The 16,036-nt window shown below is 73.0% G+C and carries 14 protein-coding genes and 1 riboswitch; of the genes, 6 read left to right on the top strand and 8 right to left on the bottom strand.

Going from position 1 to position 16,036, the window contains the following annotated elements; translation table 11 throughout:
* Positions 1–88: 88 nt before the first annotated feature.
* A complete protein-coding gene (locus DZA62_RS04700; protein ID WP_116947647.1) occupies positions 89–823 on the bottom strand; it encodes an isochorismatase family protein in 735 nt (244 codons plus the stop codon).
* A 137-nt stretch (positions 824–960) separates the two neighbouring features.
* Between DZA62_RS04700 and DZA62_RS35515 the strand changes: the two genes are divergently transcribed.
* Positions 961–1,131 carry a hypothetical protein gene (locus DZA62_RS35515; protein ID WP_157987478.1) on the top strand — a complete coding sequence of 57 codons (171 nt, stop codon included), beginning with the start codon at positions 961–963 and terminating at the stop codon, positions 1,129–1,131.
* Positions 1,132–1,176: 45 nt separating this feature from the next.
* Here the strand turns inward: DZA62_RS35515 and topA are convergent, their stop codons facing one another.
* Entirely contained in the window at positions 1,177–3,798 is a 2,622-nt protein-coding gene (gene topA / locus DZA62_RS04705) for a type I DNA topoisomerase (RefSeq protein ID WP_116947648.1), read from the bottom strand.
* Positions 3,799–3,958: 160 nt separating this feature from the next.
* Positions 3,959–4,675, bottom strand: coding sequence for a YggS family pyridoxal phosphate-dependent enzyme (locus DZA62_RS04710; protein WP_116947649.1), 717 nt, complete (start codon positions 4,673–4,675; stop codon positions 3,959–3,961).
* A gap of 36 nt (positions 4,676–4,711) precedes the next feature.
* Between DZA62_RS04710 and DZA62_RS04715 the strand changes: the two genes are divergently transcribed.
* A complete protein-coding gene (locus tag DZA62_RS04715; protein WP_116947650.1) occupies positions 4,712–5,584 on the top strand; it encodes a YndJ family transporter in 873 nt (290 codons plus the stop codon).
* Here the strand turns inward: DZA62_RS04715 and DZA62_RS04720 are convergent.
* The 3 genes from DZA62_RS04720 to DZA62_RS04730 form a co-directional block, all read right to left on the bottom strand.
* Positions 5,547–5,945, bottom strand: a complete 399-nt coding sequence (locus DZA62_RS04720; protein WP_198663427.1) for a MerR family transcriptional regulator — start codon at positions 5,943–5,945, stop codon at positions 5,547–5,549. The two genes, DZA62_RS04715 and DZA62_RS04720, sit on opposite strands and share 38 nt — an antisense overlap.
* A 38-nt stretch (positions 5,946–5,983) precedes the next feature.
* Entirely contained in the window at positions 5,984–6,724 is a 741-nt protein-coding gene (locus DZA62_RS04725) for a CAP domain-containing protein (protein WP_157987479.1), read from the bottom strand.
* Positions 6,725–6,796: 72 nt separating this feature from the next.
* Positions 6,797–7,750, bottom strand: coding sequence for a M28 family metallopeptidase (locus tag DZA62_RS04730; protein WP_198663428.1), 954 nt, complete (start codon positions 7,748–7,750; stop codon positions 6,797–6,799).
* A 357-nt stretch (positions 7,751–8,107) separates the two neighbouring features.
* On the opposite strand from DZA62_RS04730, the gene DZA62_RS04735 reads away from it, so the two are divergent.
* Positions 8,108–9,265 (top strand): HNH endonuclease signature motif containing protein, encoded by a 1,158-nt coding sequence (locus DZA62_RS04735; RefSeq protein ID WP_116947654.1) that lies wholly within the window; start codon positions 8,108–8,110, stop codon positions 9,263–9,265.
* 153 nt (positions 9,266–9,418) lie between these two features.
* On the opposite strand, the gene DZA62_RS04740 is transcribed toward DZA62_RS04735, so the two are convergent.
* Positions 9,419–10,726: an aminotransferase class V-fold PLP-dependent enzyme gene (locus tag DZA62_RS04740; protein ID WP_232827258.1), complete on the bottom strand. Its 1,308-nt coding sequence runs from the start codon at positions 10,724–10,726 to the stop codon at positions 9,419–9,421.
* A 31-nt stretch (positions 10,727–10,757) separates the two neighbouring features.
* Positions 10,758–10,870, bottom strand: a riboswitch (SAM riboswitch).
* Between the two features lie 160 nt (positions 10,871–11,030).
* On the opposite strand from DZA62_RS04740, the gene DZA62_RS04745 reads away from it, so the two are divergent.
* Positions 11,031–13,379 (top strand): Tex family protein, encoded by a 2,349-nt coding sequence (locus DZA62_RS04745; RefSeq protein ID WP_116947655.1) that lies wholly within the window; start codon positions 11,031–11,033, stop codon positions 13,377–13,379.
* A 33-nt stretch (positions 13,380–13,412) separates the two neighbouring features.
* Here DZA62_RS04745 and DZA62_RS04750 read toward each other — a convergent pair whose 3' ends face one another.
* Complete coding sequence (locus tag DZA62_RS04750) at positions 13,413–13,982, bottom strand: hypothetical protein (RefSeq protein ID WP_116947656.1); 570 nt, start codon at positions 13,980–13,982, stop codon at positions 13,413–13,415.
* A gap of 96 nt (positions 13,983–14,078) precedes the next feature.
* Between DZA62_RS04750 and DZA62_RS04755 the strand changes: the two genes are divergently transcribed.
* Positions 14,079–15,131: a zinc-dependent alcohol dehydrogenase family protein gene (locus DZA62_RS04755; protein ID WP_116947657.1), complete on the top strand. Its 1,053-nt coding sequence runs from the start codon at positions 14,079–14,081 to the stop codon at positions 15,129–15,131.
* Between the two features lie 73 nt (positions 15,132–15,204).
* Positions 15,205–16,029 carry a DUF1906 domain-containing protein gene (locus tag DZA62_RS04760; protein ID WP_198663429.1) on the top strand — a complete coding sequence of 275 codons (825 nt, stop codon included), beginning with the start codon at positions 15,205–15,207 and terminating at the stop codon, positions 16,027–16,029.
* Positions 16,030–16,036: the final 7 nt, after the last annotated feature.

Below are 16,036 nucleotides of genomic sequence, written 5' to 3' on the forward strand. Positions count from 1 at the left end.
AGTCTAAAGTCCGTGGCCTGTTCGGGCAAGACGCGAGCCGGCGCGACAGTGGGTGGCTCCGCCGGACCGATGCCGGTAACTAGCTACTTTATGCTGTATCCATCTGACCCTGGCCATGCGCCTTCAGCCAGGCGGTCACGTCGGTCAGCGACAGCACGTCGGCGTACTTCTGGTCTATGTCGAACAGGTTGATCGCGCGCGACGCCTCGTGCCGGTCGTAGACGCATTCCTCGACCACGATGACGTTGAGCCGGTGACTGCGGCCGTCGACGACCGTGGCGCGGACGCAGCCGCTGACGCTCTCACCGCAGACGATGATCGTGTCGATGCCCTGGCCGATGAGGTACGCGGCCAGCGGCGTGCCGAAGAACGCGCTCGGCGCCGTCTTCTTCAGCACCACCTCGCCGGGCAGCGGCGCGGCCTGCTCGACGATGTCCAGCCGGCGGCGGTGCCGGTCGGCCTCCTCCGGCGTGCGCACCGGCGGCGCGTGCCGCCCGCCGATCCGCGCACCCCAGGCCGGGATGCCGGACTCCTCCGCGCCGAGCGCCGTCAGATGGATGACCTCGACGCCGCACTCGCGCGCCGTCGCCAGCAGCCGCTCGATCTGCTCGAGCGCCGCCCAGCCGTCCAGGCCGGTGCTGCCGGGCCAGGTCCCGACCGCCTCGAGCAGCGGCTCCGGCCGGTCGCCGACCGCCTTGCGGTAGTTGTCGACCGAGAGCACGGCCGCCTTGCGGCCGAAGCCGTACGACGTCGTCGGCGGCGACGCGGCCAGGTGCGCCCGATCGCGCTCGGTGAGGAAGGCATCCCAGACACGCTCGGCCATCTCGACTCCGTCCGCCGGACCGCGGCGAGGACAGCCGCGACAGATTGGATACGAGATATAAGGCGCTCGTCCTCATCCGTCAACTCCGGCGCGGGAGCCGGGTAAGGTGGCGGTCCACCGGCCCGCGAGAGGGGACCATGGCGAGCCAGAAGCCCGACAGCAGGTTCTACCAGGGACTGGCCGGGATGTTCCTGCTGTTCGCCGTCATCTTCGCGATATCCGGCGCTGACGGCGCCGACGTCGTGCCGTGGATCTTCATCGGCGCGGCCGGGCTCGCGGTGGTCTTCGGCCTGCGGGCGAAGAAGTGACCCGTCCGCCCGCCGACGCCGGCGGGCGGACGTCGATCGCGAACGTCAGGAACGCGACCGCGCCCGGGCCGCGCGCTTCCGCGGCGCCGGGCCCTTGGCCCGCTTCTCGGCGATCAGCTCGACCGCCCGCTCGTGCGTCAACTGCTCGATGTCGGTGTCGCGCGGCACGGTCACGTTGACCTCGCCGTCGGTGATGTAGGGGCCGAACCGGCCGTCCTTGACCACCAGCGGCTTGTTCGACACCGGGTCGGTGCCCAGCTCGCGCAGCGGCGGGGTGGCCGCCCGGGCGCCGCGGCGGCCCTTCGGCTGCGCGAAGAGCTTCTCGGCCTCCTCGACGGTGACGGTGAACAGCGCCGGCTCGTCGGGCAGCGACCGGGTGTCGGTGCCCTTCTTCACGTACGGGCCGTAGCGGCCGTTGCTGGCGACGATCTCGGTGCCCTCGGCGTCCTTGCCGACCACCCGCGGCAGCGTGAGCAGCCGCAACGCGTCGTCGAGCGTGACGGTGTCGACCGACATGGTGCTGAACAGCGACGCCGTGGGCGGACGCTCGTTCTTCGGCGCGTCGTCGGGCAGCAGCTCGGTGACGTACGGGCCATAGCGGCCGGACTTGGCGACGACGGTGCGCCCGGTGGCCGGGTTCTCGCCCAGCTCGCGGTCGCCGTTGCCGCGGCTGACCAGCTCGCGGGCGAGGTCGACGGTCAGCTCGTCGGGCGGGAGGTCCTCGGGGATGCTGCCGCGGTTGCCCTCGGGGTCCTCGAGGTACGGCCCGTAGCGGCCGACCCGCACGGTGAAGCCGTCGCCGATGGGGAACGAGGAGATCTCGCGGGCGTCGATCTCGCCGAGGTTGTCGGCGAGCTTCTTCAGGCCCTCGACGCTGTCGTCGCCGTGCCAGAACTGCGCCAGCTCCGCGGCGCGGTCGGCGCGGCCGCCGGCGATCTCGTCGAGGACGTCCTCCATCCTGGCGGTGAACTCGTAGTCGACCAGCCGGGTGAAGTGCTCTTCCAGCAGCCGGACGACGGCGAAGGCCAGCCAGGCCGGCACCAGCGCGGTGCCGCGCTTGAACACGTAGCCGCGGTCGAGGATGGTGCGGATGATCGACGCGTACGTGGACGGGCGGCCGATCTCGCGCTCTTCCAGCTCTTTGACCAGCGTGGCTTCGGTGTAGCGGGCCGGCGGCTTGGTGCTGTGGCCCTCGGGCTCGACGCCGGCCGCCGTGAGTCCCTGCCCCTCGGCGAGCTGCGGAAGCCGGCGCTCGCGGTCGTCGAGCTCGGCCTCGGGGTCGTCGGCGCCCTCGACGTAGGCCTTGAGGAAGCCGTGGAACGTGATGGTGCGGCCGGACGAGGTGAACTCGGCCAGCTCGCCCGTCGAGGCCGTGGCGCCGACCCGGACGGTGACCGTCTCGCCCTTGGCGTCGCGCATCTGCGAGGCGACGGTACGCATCCAGATCAGCTCGTAGAGCCGGTACTCGTCGTCGCGCAGGCCGGTCTCGGCCGGGGTGCGGAAGGAGTCGCCGGCCGGGCGGATGGCCTCGTGCGCCTCCTGCGCGTTCTTCACCTTGCTGGTGTACTTGCGCGGCGCGTCGGGCAGGTACTCGGTGCCGTAGAGCTCCGCCACCTGCGCCCGGGCCGCGTTCAGCGCGGAGTCCGACAGCGTGATGGAGTCGGTACGCATATAGGTGATGAAGCCGTTCTCGTACAGCCGCTGCGCCACCTGCATGGTGCGGGCCGCGCCGTAGCCCAGCTTGCGCGAGGCCTCCTGCTGCATGGTGGTGGTGCGGAACGGCGCGTACGGCTTGCGGGTGTAGGGCTTGGCCTCGACCGAGCGGACCGTGTAGTCGACGTCGCCCAGCGCGGCGGCCAGGGCGCGGGCACGCTGCTCGTCGAGTACGACGACGTCGCGGCTCTTCACCTCGCCGCGGGCGTCGAAGTCGCGGCCGGTGGCGACCTTGGTGCCGTTGACCATGGCCAGCCGCGCCTCGAACGCGTGCGGCTCGTCGGACGTGCCGGTGTCGAGCGTCGCGGTGAGGTCCCAGTACTCCGCGGAGCGGAACGCCATGCGCTCGCGCTCGCGGTCGACGACCAGGCGCGTCGCCACGCTCTGGACCCGTCCCGCCGACAGGCCCTGCATGACCTTGCGCCACAGCACCGGAGAGACCTGGTAGCCGTAGAGGCGGTCGACGATGCGACGCGTCTCCTGGGCGTCGACGAGATCCTCGTCGATGTCGCGCGGGTTCTCGACGGCGGCCCGGATGGCGTCGCGGGTGATCTCGTGGAAGACCATGCGGCGCACGGGGACCCGCGGCTTCAGCTCCTCGCGCAGGTGCCACGCGATGGCCTCGCCCTCGCGGTCCTCATCGGTGGCGAGCAGGAGCTCGTCGGCCTCCTTGAGCATGGTCTTGAGCTTCTTGACCTGGTCCTTGGCCCGGCCCGCGGGCACGATGTACAGCGGCTCGAACCCGCCGTCGACGTCGACACCGACCGGATTGCCGTAGCGCTCGCGCTCGGCCGCCGGGACCTCCGTCTTCTTCGACGGGAGGTCGCGGATGTGGCCGAACGACGACTCGACCATGTAACCGTCACCGAGGTAGCCGGCGATGGTCTTGGCCTTCGCCGGCGACTCCACGACGACGAGACGGCGGCGGGCCGTGCCGTTCGTGGATCGGGCCATGAATGCTCCTCACTCCCCGGGCACGGTGAACCGACCCCTTCGGTTCACGCACACTCCCCTGCGACAACGCACGGTATCCGACGTTGTTCCCGAGACGCGAAGAGGATAACCGGACGGCGATACCGGCAGCCAATGATCAACACCGCCGTCTGCTGCGGCATCAGGCCGGCCGGGGCCGTGCGCCGAACACCGCGGAACCGATCCGGACCAGCGTCGCGCCCTCGGCGACGGCGGCCTCGAGATCACCGCTCATCCCCATGGAGAGCACCGGCAGGCCGGCCCCGATGACGTCGGCGGCGCGGTCGCGGAGCACGCGCAGGCCGCGGTAGGAGGCGCGCACCGCGGCCTCGTCGGGCGACTGCAGCCCGACCGTCATCAGACCGCGGACCCGCAGGCGGTCGAGGGCGGCGACCTCCTTGACGACGGCGACCGCCTCGTCCGGCGCGACGCCGGACTTGCTGGCCTCGCCGGACGTGTTCACCTGCACCAACACCTCGAGCGTGCGGTCGAGCACCTCCAGCCGGCGCTGCAGCCGTTCGGCCAGCTCGACGCTGTCGACCGACTGCACGCACGCCACGTAGCGCAGCACCTGGTTGACCTTGTTCGACTGGAGGTGGCCGATGAAGTGCCGCTCGAAGGACGCCGGAGCGGCGGTCGCCGTCAGCTCCGCGTCCTTGGCCGCCAGCTCCTGCACGCGGTTCTCGCCGATCAGCCGGGCGCCGGCCGCGACCGCCACCGCGATGCGGCCGGCCGGCTGGGTCTTCGTGGCCAGCAGCACCTCGACCTCGTCCGGTGCCCGGCCGGCCGCCGCACACGCGGCGTCGACACGGGCGCGCACCGCCGCGAGGTTGGCCCGGATGTCCGCGTCGGCCGGCATCGATCCCCTTCCAGGTCGGCCTCTAGAGTCTCAGACGTGACGGTACTGGTCGGCTGGATCCTCGCGCTCGGGATGGTCGTCGTGGTGCCATTCGGGCTGCGATTGATCGACGACGACCGGCAGCGGCTCGGGCCGGTCGGGCAGGTGTGGCCCGCCGCCGGTCTGCTCGGCGGATTGTCGCTGCTGCTGGACCGCGGCACCGCGTTCGCCGTGGCGCTGGCCTGCTGCTACGCCGCCGTGGCGGCCTGGCTCGCGGTGCTGGCGCTGTTGCGGCTGCTGCGACGGCGGTCGCTGGCGCCGGTCGAGATCGCCGTGCTCACCGCGATGGCCGCGCCGGCCGTCGCGGCGAGCTCGCTCATCGCGGAGCGCGGCGGCTGGGAGCTGTTCGGCTTCGGCATGACGACGCAGCTGCTGACCGTGGCGCACTTCCACTACGCCGGGTTCGCGGCGGCGCTGGTCGCCGCGCTCACGGCGAGCCGCGCGCCGTCCCCGTCGTCGTCGATCGCCGCCGTGACCGTACCGGTGGGGATCGCGCTGGTGTTCCTCGGCTACTTCACCGGCGACGAGGTCGAACTGGCCGGCGCCGTCGTGCTGACCGCGGGCATGTGGCTGCTCGGCTGGACCGTCTGGCGCGACGTGGCGCCGTCGGCGCGCGGACGGGTCACACGGGCGCTGTTCGGGGTGAGCGCCGCCGTCCTCGCGGTGACCATGCTGCTGGCGCTGAGCTGGGCGGCGGGCCACGTCTGGGACGCGGTCCCGCACCTGTCGCTGACCTGGATGGCCGCGACCCACGGCCTCGCCAACGCGCTCGGCTTCGCGCTGTGCGGGCTGCTCGCGTGGCGCCGGCTGCAGCGCGCGCCGTCGCCGGAGGTCAGGGAGCGGCCGTCCCGCCGTACTTGGCGATCTTGAAGTCGACGACGTCGATCGCGGTGCGCAGTGCCTCCATGCGGACCCGGACGGCCTCGCGGTGCCGCACGAGCAGCGCCAGCCGGTCGGGCTCGGTGCCCGGGCCGGCCGCGACCAGCTCGAAGTAGCGCTGGATGTCGCGGATCGGCATGTCGAGCTGGCGCAGCCGGGTGATGAACACCACCCGGTCGACGTCGTCAGGGGTGTAGTTCCGTCGCCCGGCGCTGTCGCGCGGGACGTCGAGCAGGCCGATGCGCTCGTAGTAGCGCAGCGTGTGGGCGGTCACGCCGGTGCGCTCGGCCACCTCTGAGATGGTCTCGGTGGGCGGGGTGATCGGGGTGTCGCGCAGTTCGAGCGTCGTCACACCTCGACGGTAGGACTTCGAGCGCACTCGAAGTCAAGTCATTCGTAGCCGAAGGTCTGGGTCCAGTACGGGCCGCGCGAACTGTCCGCCGCGCCGACGCCGATCGCCTCGAAGTCGCAGTTCAGGATGTTCGCCCGGTGGCCGGGGCTGTCCATCCAGCCCTCGACGACGTCCTCGGCCGACTGGTAGCCCCAGGCGATGTTCTCGCCGCCCCAGCTGTCGTAACCGGCCCGCTCGGCACGCTCACCAGGGCCGACGCCCTCCGGCGTCTCGTGGTCGAAGTAGTCGCGCTCGGCCATGTCCTGGCTGTGCTCGGCGGCCGCCTCGTACAGCCGGTCGTCGGCGCGGAGCGGGCCACAGCCCTCGTCCGCGCGGACCTCGTTGGTGAGCTCGACGACCTCCTGCTCGCGCTCGGACATGCCCTCGGGATCCGGCTCGTCCGGCGGCGGCTGGGTGCCGACGTTGGTGGGCTCCGGCTCGGCCGGCTCCTCGGGCTCGGGCTCGTCGGTCTCCTCGGGCTCGGGCTCCGGCTCGGGCTCCTCGGGGGTCTGCGTCGGCGACGGGGTCTGCGTGGGCGTGGGTGACGGAGTCGGCGTCGGCGTCGGGGTGGGAGTGACCGTGGGGGTCGGGGTCTCGGCGGGTGGCGGCGAGGCCGACTCCAGCGGGACCAGATCGGCGCTCTCCGCCCGCGGGATCGCCATCGGGTCGTCGCCGCAACCCGTCGCGAGGAACACCACGACGGCCACACAGGCCGCGACCCTCGCCCACCTTGGCCGCATGCCCGCCTCCGTCCGCTCGACGGTGGGCATTCTTGCCCCGGGCCCGAGTGTCCGAAACCTCCCGGTTCCGGATCAGAGCGTGCCGAGCCAGGCCCAGACGACGGTGCCGACGCGGCCCAGCTGAGCCGGATCGACGACCCCGGGCACGTCGCCGGGCGAGTGGTAGCCGTCGTACGGGATGCTGCCCAGCCGTGCCGACGGCAGGCCGGCCTTCTCGAACGACCAGTGGTCGCTGGCGCGGTTCTCGCAGGTCTGCACCGGGACGGCGGCCGTCGCGGCGGCGGCCACGAGCGCGTCGCGCAACGCCGTGGTGCCGCGCCCTCCGGTGCACACCGGCACGTGGCCCGCAGCCACGCCGACGCGGTCCAGCGACACCATGCCGGCCAGCGCCGCCGTCTGCTCCGCCGTCAGTTCGCGGACGTAGAACCGCGAGCCGAAGTGGTGCATGGCGTCGCCGTCGCCGCGCGGCTCCTCGGCGCCGAACGCGATGAACCGCACCGGCAGGCCGGGCGGTCGCGCGGCGGCCATGCGGGCCAACTCGACCAGGACGCCGACGCCGGACGCGTTGTCCTCCGCCCCCGGCGCCTGCGGGACGGTGTCGAGGTGCGCCCCGACCACGACGTGCGGTCGCGTGGGGTCGAACCCGGGCGGGTCGGCGATGACGTTGCGCGACGTCCCCGCTTCGACGTCGACACCCCAGGAGTTGCCGGCCGGCACCGCGAACGGCGTGGTGCTCACCTCGTAGCCGAGCGCCGTCATGGTGTCGACGACGTACTGCGCGGCCTGCTGGAATCCCGTAGACGTCGCCTCGCGCGGCCCGATCGTCCCGGCCAGCCGCTCGACGACGGCGTACGCGGCGGCCGGGTCGAACACCGGCGGCGGCGTGGGCGTGGGTGTCTGCGTGGGTGCCTGCGTGGGTGCCTGCGTGACAGTGGCCGTCGGCGCCGGTGCCGAGGACGTCGGCGCCGAGGCGGGCTCGTCGTCACCGTTGCACGCCGCCACCGTCAGGACGAGTGCGGCCGCCACGGAGAGGCTGTACCTGGCCACTCTGCATGATACGTCGGCCCTGTTCGGACACGGGACCGGCGCGGCCGTCGAGTTGATCATCCGGACGGCGGCAGGTAAGATCATTTCTATGTTCGAAAAAGCGCCTCTGACTGCCTTATCACCTGGTGTCGACCTGGTGGCGGGGTCGGCGGCGTGGCCTCCGGAACTGGACGGCTGGGAGCCGTTCGACCCGGTCGCCGAGATCGACCCAGCGCTGCTGCGGGAGTTGCGCACCGGCGAGCCGGCTCCTTCAGCGGCAGACGCGAGCCAGGTGCCGGTGGGTCCCCAGCCGGCGACGGAGCCCGCGTCCTCGCCGCACTCGCATCACGCCCCGAAATGCGCCCCGACACCACCGGCCACCGCTCACTGAACCCGGTCACCAACACCGCCGCCGAGATCGCCGCACGCTGCCACACCACCACCCGCCAAGCCGAGAACCAGGTCGGCCACGCCCTCCAACTCATCGACGACTTCCCCCACACCCACGCCGCGTTGTCCACCGGCCTGATCGACCACCGCCGCGCCCGCGTCATCACCGACGAACTCGGCGGCCAACACCCCGAGGTCCGCACACGCGTCGAGACAGCAGCGCTACCCGACGCGCCCGGACTCGACGCGGTCGCACTGCGCAAACGAGTCAAGAGGCTGCTGCACGAACTGACACCGGCCGAGACGGCCGAACGCCACCGCCGCGCCCGCGACACCCGCTACGTCGCCGTCACCCCCGCCTCCGACGGCATGACCCACCTCGAAGCACTCCTCCCCGCCGAAGACGCCACCGCCCTCACCACAGCGTTGAACGCCGCCGCGGCCGACGCCAAACGCACCGACACGTCCACTGACGCGCCGGCCCGCACCACCGACCAACGCCGCGCCGACGCGCTGGCGGAGCTGGGCTGGGCGGCGCTCGAGGCCTGCGCCCGCACGACCAACGTCGGCGACGCCGAGGCCGGCGCCGCACGCGCCCGGCCGGTCGCCGTGCATGTCACCGTCCCCTTCACCGCCCTCGCCGGCCTCGACGACCAACCCGGCCACCTCGACGGCTACGGACCCATCCCCGCCCACGTCGCCCGCGAACTCGCCACCGACGGCGTCTGGACCTGGCTGCGGACTCACCCCGCCACCGGCCACCTCCTCACCATGGGCCACACGAGATACCGGCCCAGCCCACGACTGGCCGAGTTCATCCGAACGCGCGACACCACCTGCCGCGCCCCCGGATGCCACCAACCCGCCAGACACGCCGACCTCGACCACGCCATTCGCTACGCCACCGGCGGCGCCACCAGCCCGGCCAATCTCCACGCCCTCTGCCGGACCCACCACCTCCTCAAACACCACGGCCACTGGACCGTCACCCGCCACCCCGACGGCACCACCCGATGGCGCAGCCCCACCGGCCACCAGTACCGGAAGCCACCCGAGGAGCTCGGCCCGGCGACCGCCAGACATCCCGAAGCCGACCGGACAGGCGGCGAGGCGAAGTTTTCCTAGGCCTGTCGAAGGCTGCACGACCCACCTGGATGGTTCTCGTGCCTCACCGTGACGCGAGCAGTGCGTCGAGGACCACCGAGAAGCAACCCGCAACCGACCGGCGGGGTCAGACAGGCATGAGCGTGGGACACGAAGACCTCCGTAGTGGGAGCCCTAGTCGCACGGTGTCGAGTCGCAGGGGCGATCCGCACTGACGGCGTAGGCGCGAGTGGTGCCCTCGTTCACCAGCCGCTCGACGGCGGCCAGGAGGCGGTCGACGTCGGTGGTGGTAGAGCCGAGGCCGAAGCTGGCCCGCAGCGCGCCGTCGTCGGCGCCCAGCCGTCCGAGCAACGGGTGCGCGCAGAACCGGCCGTCGCGCACGCCGATGGCGTGCTCGGCGGACAGGTACTCGGCCACCTGCCGCGCGGAGTACCCCTCGACGGTGAAGGCGACGACGCCGACGGCGGAGGCGCTGTCCGGCCAGAGACGCAGCGTCCGCACACCGTCGATGCGGTCGAGCCCGGCCAGCAGCCGTCGCCGCAGCGCGGATTCGTGCACCTCGACGCAGCCCTCGGGCAGCGCCGCGATCGCCTGACACGCGCGGGCCAGCGCGGCCGCGCCGATGACGTTCGGCGAGCCGCCCTCGTGCCGGGCCGGCGCGGGCGCCCACTGCGTGTTCGCCGTCGTGACCTCGCGAACGGCACCGCCGCCGGCCAGGTACGGCGGCGCGGCGTCGAGCCAGTCGCGCCGGCCGACCAGCACCCCGGCGCCGAACGGCGCGTAGAGCTTGTGGCCGGAGAACGCGACGTAGTCCAGCTCGCCGGCCACGATGTCGATGCGGCGGTGCGGCGCGAGCTGCGCGGCGTCGACGGCGATCCGCGCGCCGTTGCGGTGCGCCAGCCCGGCCAGCGCGCCGAGCGGCAGCTGCTCGCCGGTGACGTTCGAGGCGCCGGTGACGGCGAGCAGCGCCGCCGGGCGCCGGGACAGCTCGACCTGCAGCCGGCTCAGCGTCTGCGCCAGCGTCGGCGCGGCCTCGACGACGCGGTGCGGGCCGCGCTGCCACGGCAGCAGGTTGGCGTGGTGCTCGAGGTCGAGGACCACCACCTCGCCGCCGTCGGGCACGCAGCCGGCCAGCAGGTTCAGCGCGTCGGTGGTGTTGCGGACGAACACGACGACGTCGTCGGCCCGGGCGCCGACGAACCGGGCGACGCCCGCGCGGGCGTCCTCGTACCGCTGGGTCGACAGCTGCGACGCGTACCCGGCGCCGCGGTGCACGCTCGCGTAGGTCGGCAGGATCTCGGCGACGTGATCGGCGACGGCTCGCAGTGCGGGCGCGCTGGCGGCGTAGTCGAGGTTGACGTAGCGGGCGTCGCCGCCGTCGGCCAGCGGCGCTCGCAGGTCCGCGCCCACCACCGGAAGCAGCGGCTCCGTCGGCGCGGCGGGCAGCGGGGCGTCGACGCGGGGAAGGTCGGTCACGGTCACGGGGTCCTCCAGGTCCAGGACCCGGGGCTCGGGTCCGCGCTTGCCGGCTCGGGGCCGAGCCGGCCAGGTCGTCACCCGGGGCACCCCACCGCGGTGGAGGGTTGCCGGCCAGCGAGCCGGGGCTTGGCGCTGGCGCTCATGACCTCTCGACCAGGAGCCTAACCGTCCCCGGCGATCAACGTCCACACTTCGAGCAGATTCGTCTCAGAGAATGGGAACCTAAAGGCAGGCGAGTCCGGCTCGCGGCAATCCGGGCCGGCGCGGCAGAATGCCGGAGACGTCCTGACGAAGAGAGTGGAACCACGTGTCCAAGCCCGCCCTGCCGTCCGTCCAGCAGCGCATCGCCGAGGAGCTCGGCGCCCACGAGCACCAGGTCGGCGCCGCCGTCGGCCTGCTCGACGAGGGCGCCACCGTCCCGTTCATCGCCCGGTACCGCAAAGAGCGCACCGGCGGGCTCGACGACACCCAACTGCGCACGCTCGAGGAGCGGCTGCGCTACCTGCGCGAGCTCGAGGAACGCCGCGCCGCCGTGCTGGAGTCCGTCCGCGAGCAGGGCAAGCTCGACGACGCGCTCGAGGCGCAGATCCTGCTCGCCGACACCAAGGCCCGGCTCGAGGACATCTACCTGCCGTACAAGCCGAAGCGGCGCACGAAGGCGCAGATCGCCCGCGAGGCCGGCCTGGAGCCGCTGGCCGACGGCCTGCTCACCGACCCCACGCAGGACCCGCAGACGGTGGCGGCCGGCTACCTGAACCCCGAGGCCGGCGTCGACGACGCGGCCGCTGCGCTCGCCGGCGCCCGGGCCATCCTGGTCGAACGGTTCACCGAGGACGCCGACCTCATCGGCACGCTGCGCGAGCAGGTGTGGACGGCCGGGCGCATGACGGCGAAGGTGCGCGAGGGCAAGGAGCAGGCCGGCGCGAAGTTCGCCGACTACTTCGAGTTCGCCGAGCCGCTGACGAAGCTGCCGTCGCACCGGGTGCTGGCGATGCTGCGCGGCGAGAAGGAGGAGATCCTCGACCTCACCGTCGACCCCACCGGCGACGACGGCTCCACCGCGGCCTACGAGGGCGAGATCGCGCACCGGTTCGGCATCCGCGCCGAGGGCCGGCCGGGCGACGCGTGGCTGGCCGATACCGTCCGGTGGGCCTGGCGCACCCGCATCCTGCTCCGCCTCGACCTCGACCTGCGCACCCGGCTGCGCGAGGCGGCCGAGGAGGAGGCGATCCGGGTGTTCGCCACCAACCTGCGCGACCTGCTGCTGGCCGCGCCGGCCGGCACCCGGGCCACGCTGGGCCTCGACCCCGGGTTCCGCACCGGCGTCAAGGTCGCCGTCGTCGACGCCACCGGCAAGGTCGTCGCCACCGACACCATCTACCCGCATCAGCCGGCCAACCGATGGAACGAGTCGCTGGCCACGCTCGACCGCCTCGCCCGGGACCATCAGGTCGATCTGGTCGCCATCGGCAACGGCACCGCGTCGCGCGAGACCGACAAGCTCGCCACCGACCTCGTCAAGCTGCGGCCCGGGCTCACCAAGGTCATGGTCTCCGAGGCCGGCGCGTCGGTGTACTCCGCGTCCGCGTTCGCGGCCCAGGAGCTGCCCGGCATGGACGTCTCGCTGCGCGGCGCGGTGTCCATCGCGCGCCGGCTGCAGGATCCGCTGGCCGAGCTGGTGAAGATCGACCCGAAGTCCATCGGCGTCGGCCAGTACCAGCACGACCTCCCCGACTTCGCCCTGTCCCGCTCGCTCGACGCCGTCGTCGAGGACTGCGTCAACGCGGTCGGCGTCGACCTCAACACCGCCTCGACGCCGCTGCTCAGCCGGGTCTCCGGCATCACGCCGGGGCTGGCCGAGAACATCGTGGCCCACCGCGAGAACAACGGCCCGTTCCGCACCCGCACGGCGCTCAAGGAGGTCGCGCGGCTCGGCCCGAAGGCGTTCGAGCAGTGCGCCGGCTTCCTGCGCATCCCGGGCGGCGACGACCCACTCGACGCGTCCGGCGTGCACCCCGAGGCGTATCCGCTGGTCCGGCGCATCGTCGACACCTCGGGCCGCGAGCTCAAGGGGCTGCTCGGCGACACCCGGACGCTGCGCGAGTTCCGCCCGGCCGACTACGCCGACGAGGTGTTCGGCGTCCCGACGGTCACCGACGTGCTGCGTGAGCTGGAGAAGCCCGGCCGCGACCCCCGCCCGTCGTTCCAGACCGCCACGTTCAGCGACGGCGTCGAGAAGATCACCGATCTGACGCCCGGCATGCGTCTGGAGGGCGTGGTCACCAACGTCGCCGCGTTCGGCGCGTTCGTCGACGTCGGCGTGCACCAGGACGGCCTGGTGCACGTGTCGGCCATGTCGAAGCGGTTCATCTCCGACCCCCGCGAGGTGGTCAAGCCCGGCGACGTCGTCAAGGTCAAGGTGCTCGAGGTCGACGTAGACCGCAAGCGCATCTCGCTGACGCTGCGCCTCGACGACGAGCTGCCGGCGCCCGGTTCCGGTGGCCGCGGCGGCCAGCGCGGCGGCGGCCAGCCACGCGGCGGGCAGCCGCGTGGGAACGGCCAGCCCCAGGGCGGCGGCCGGCCGCAGCGCGAGCGCGACTCCGGGACCAGCGGCGCCATCGCCGACGCGTTTCGCCGGGCGGGGTACGGGCGCTGAGGGGCGCCGGCTCGCCCTCGGCGGCCCGGGCGGTCAGGCGAGCTCGGGGTCGAACGCCGTCACCCAGAACACCCCGTGCTCGGCGTCGTAGTCGTGGATCATCGCGGTGCTGCCGGGACGCAGCTCCTCGACGCCGTCGTGGCGCACCTCGATGACGACGGGTGCCCCGTCGGCGCCCGTGACCTCGGCCTGACCGGTGTCGGGGCCGACCTCGCCGGTGCGCACGACGCAGATGCTGCCGAGCAGCCGGGCCGGGTCGGACGGGCGGCCGGGCCGTAGCGCACGGCGGATCGGACGGGCCAGCAGCGCCGCGCCCAGAACGGCGGCCGCCAGCGCCAGCACGACGATCACGACGGACGCCGCCGCCCCCGGCGGGCGGGCGGCGGGATCGCCGCTGTGCAGCAGCGTGCCGGCCAGCGTCGCCAGCCAGGCGAGCACGATCAGCACCGATCCCGTGATGTTCAGCGGGACGCCGGTGCCGGACACGGGTGTGGTGCCGCCGACCATCACCAGCAGCCAATAAACGAGGACGGCGACGGCGAGGAACGTGAACGGCACCACCGGGAACGTCATGGCGGCGTCGAAGAGATGGTTGATCGCCACCGTCCAGCCTTCCGAACGCGCAGGTGGTCGACGTGACTATAGCGCCGCGGCCGCCCGCCGCACCGGGGATTTCCGGTAGCCGAATAAGGTCGGGCCGTGCGCGCGATGGTGTACGAGAGGTTCCGCGAACGGCCGGTCGTCCGCGACGTCGCGGCGCCGGCGTGCCCGCCCGGCGGCGCGGTCATCCGGGTCGAGGCGACCGGCCTGTGCCGCAGCGACTGGCACGGCTGGATGGGCCACGACGACGACATCGAGGTGCCGCACGTGCCGGGGCACGAGCTGGCCGGTGTGCTCGAGGAGGTCGCGCCGGAGGTCGCGGACCAAGGCTGGCGGCCGGGCATGCGCGTCACCGTCCCGTTCGTCTGCGCGTGCGGCGAGTGCGGGCAGTGCCGGGGCGGTGACCACCAGGTCTGCGAGCGGCAGACGCAGCCGGGCTTCACCCACTGGGGCTCGTTCGCGGAGTACGTGGCGATCGAATACGCCGCGGTCAACCTGGTCCGGCTGCCCGACGCGGTCGGCTTCGCCACGGCGGCCGGGCTGGGCTGCCGGTTCGCGACGGCGTACCGCGCCGTGGTGCAGCAGGGCAGGGTCGCCGCCGGCGAGTGGGTCGCGGTGCACGGCTGCGGCGGGCTGGGACTGTCCGCCGTCATGATCGCGGCGGCGCGCGGCGCGCACGTGGTCGCCGTCGACGTCGCCGCACCCGCGCTGGAGCTGGCCCGTGGCGTCGGCGCCACGGTCACCGTCGACGCGAGCGACGGGACCGATGTCGTGGCCGCCGTCCACGACGCGTCCGGCGGCGGGGCGCACCTCTCGCTCGACGCGCTGGGCAGCACGACGACGTTCCAGAACTCGGTGCGCGGGCTGCGCCGCCGCGGCCGGCACGTCCAGGCCGGGCTGCTGCTGGCCGAGCACGCGACCCAGGCGGTGGCGATGGGCCCGGTGGTCGGGACCGAGCTGGAGCTGCTGGGCAGTCACGGCATGGCGGCGCACCACTACCCGGAGATGCTGGCCGAGATCGCCGCCGGGACCCTCCGGCCGGAGCTGCTGCTCGGCCGCGAACTGTCCCTGGCGGAGGGCGTCGACGCGCTGCTGGCGATGTCGGACGGCTCGCCGACCGGCGTGACGGTCCTGCGCCCGCAGCAGCCCTGAAGGGGCCGTCCAGCGTCGCGACCTGGCCGAAGGGACCTATCGCCGATTGCTCCCGAATGGTATGACTGTTCACATGACCCGGAGACGACACACGGTCATCGCTGCCGCCGTCCTGTTCGCCGCCAGCTCCGTCACCGCCGCCACCCCGGTGAGCGCCGCCGACGCGCGCGTCCCGGAGCCCACCATCGCCACCGGTCTGGGCTTCGACACCTGCACCGCGCCGTCGGTCGCCGCGCTCGACGCCTGGTGGGGCACCTCGCCGTACACCACGGTCAACATCTACTTCGGCGGCATCAATCGCGGCTGCCGCCAGCCGAACCTGACGCCGTCGTGGGTACAGACGGTCAGCGGCATGGGCTGGGGACTGCTGCCCACGTACATGGGCCACCAGCCCATCTGCATCCTCGGCACCAAGGAACACCGGTTCACCGAGGCCGACGCCACCGCCATCGGCACCGCCAACGCCCAGGACGCCCTCGCGCAGGCCGAGCACCTCGGGCTGCTGCCGGGCAGCGCGCTGTACGCCGACGTCGAGCACTACGACCGCACCGACACCTCGTGCGTCACCGCGGTCCGCCGCTACGTCTCCGCCTGGACGACGACGCTGCACGACGCCGGCTACCTGGCGGGGGTGTACGTGCACCAGGACTCCGGCCTGCGCGACCTGTCCGCCGTCTACGACTCCCCCGAGTACGCCCGGCCCGACGCGGTCTGGATGGCCCGGTGGGACGGCAACCCGGCGCTCACCGGCTGGCCTACGGCGCCCGACACCCAGTGGTCGAACCACCAGCGGGCCAAGCAGTACCTCGGCGACCACAACGAGACCCACGGCGGCGTCACCATCAACATCGACAGCGACTCCCTGGACGCGCCCATCGCGACGGTCGCCGGTCGATAAGTACGCC

This window comes from Jiangella endophytica, from assembly GCF_003427025.1.
In the GTDB taxonomy this organism is placed as follows: Bacteria; Actinomycetota; Actinomycetes; order Jiangellales; family Jiangellaceae; genus Jiangella; species Jiangella endophytica.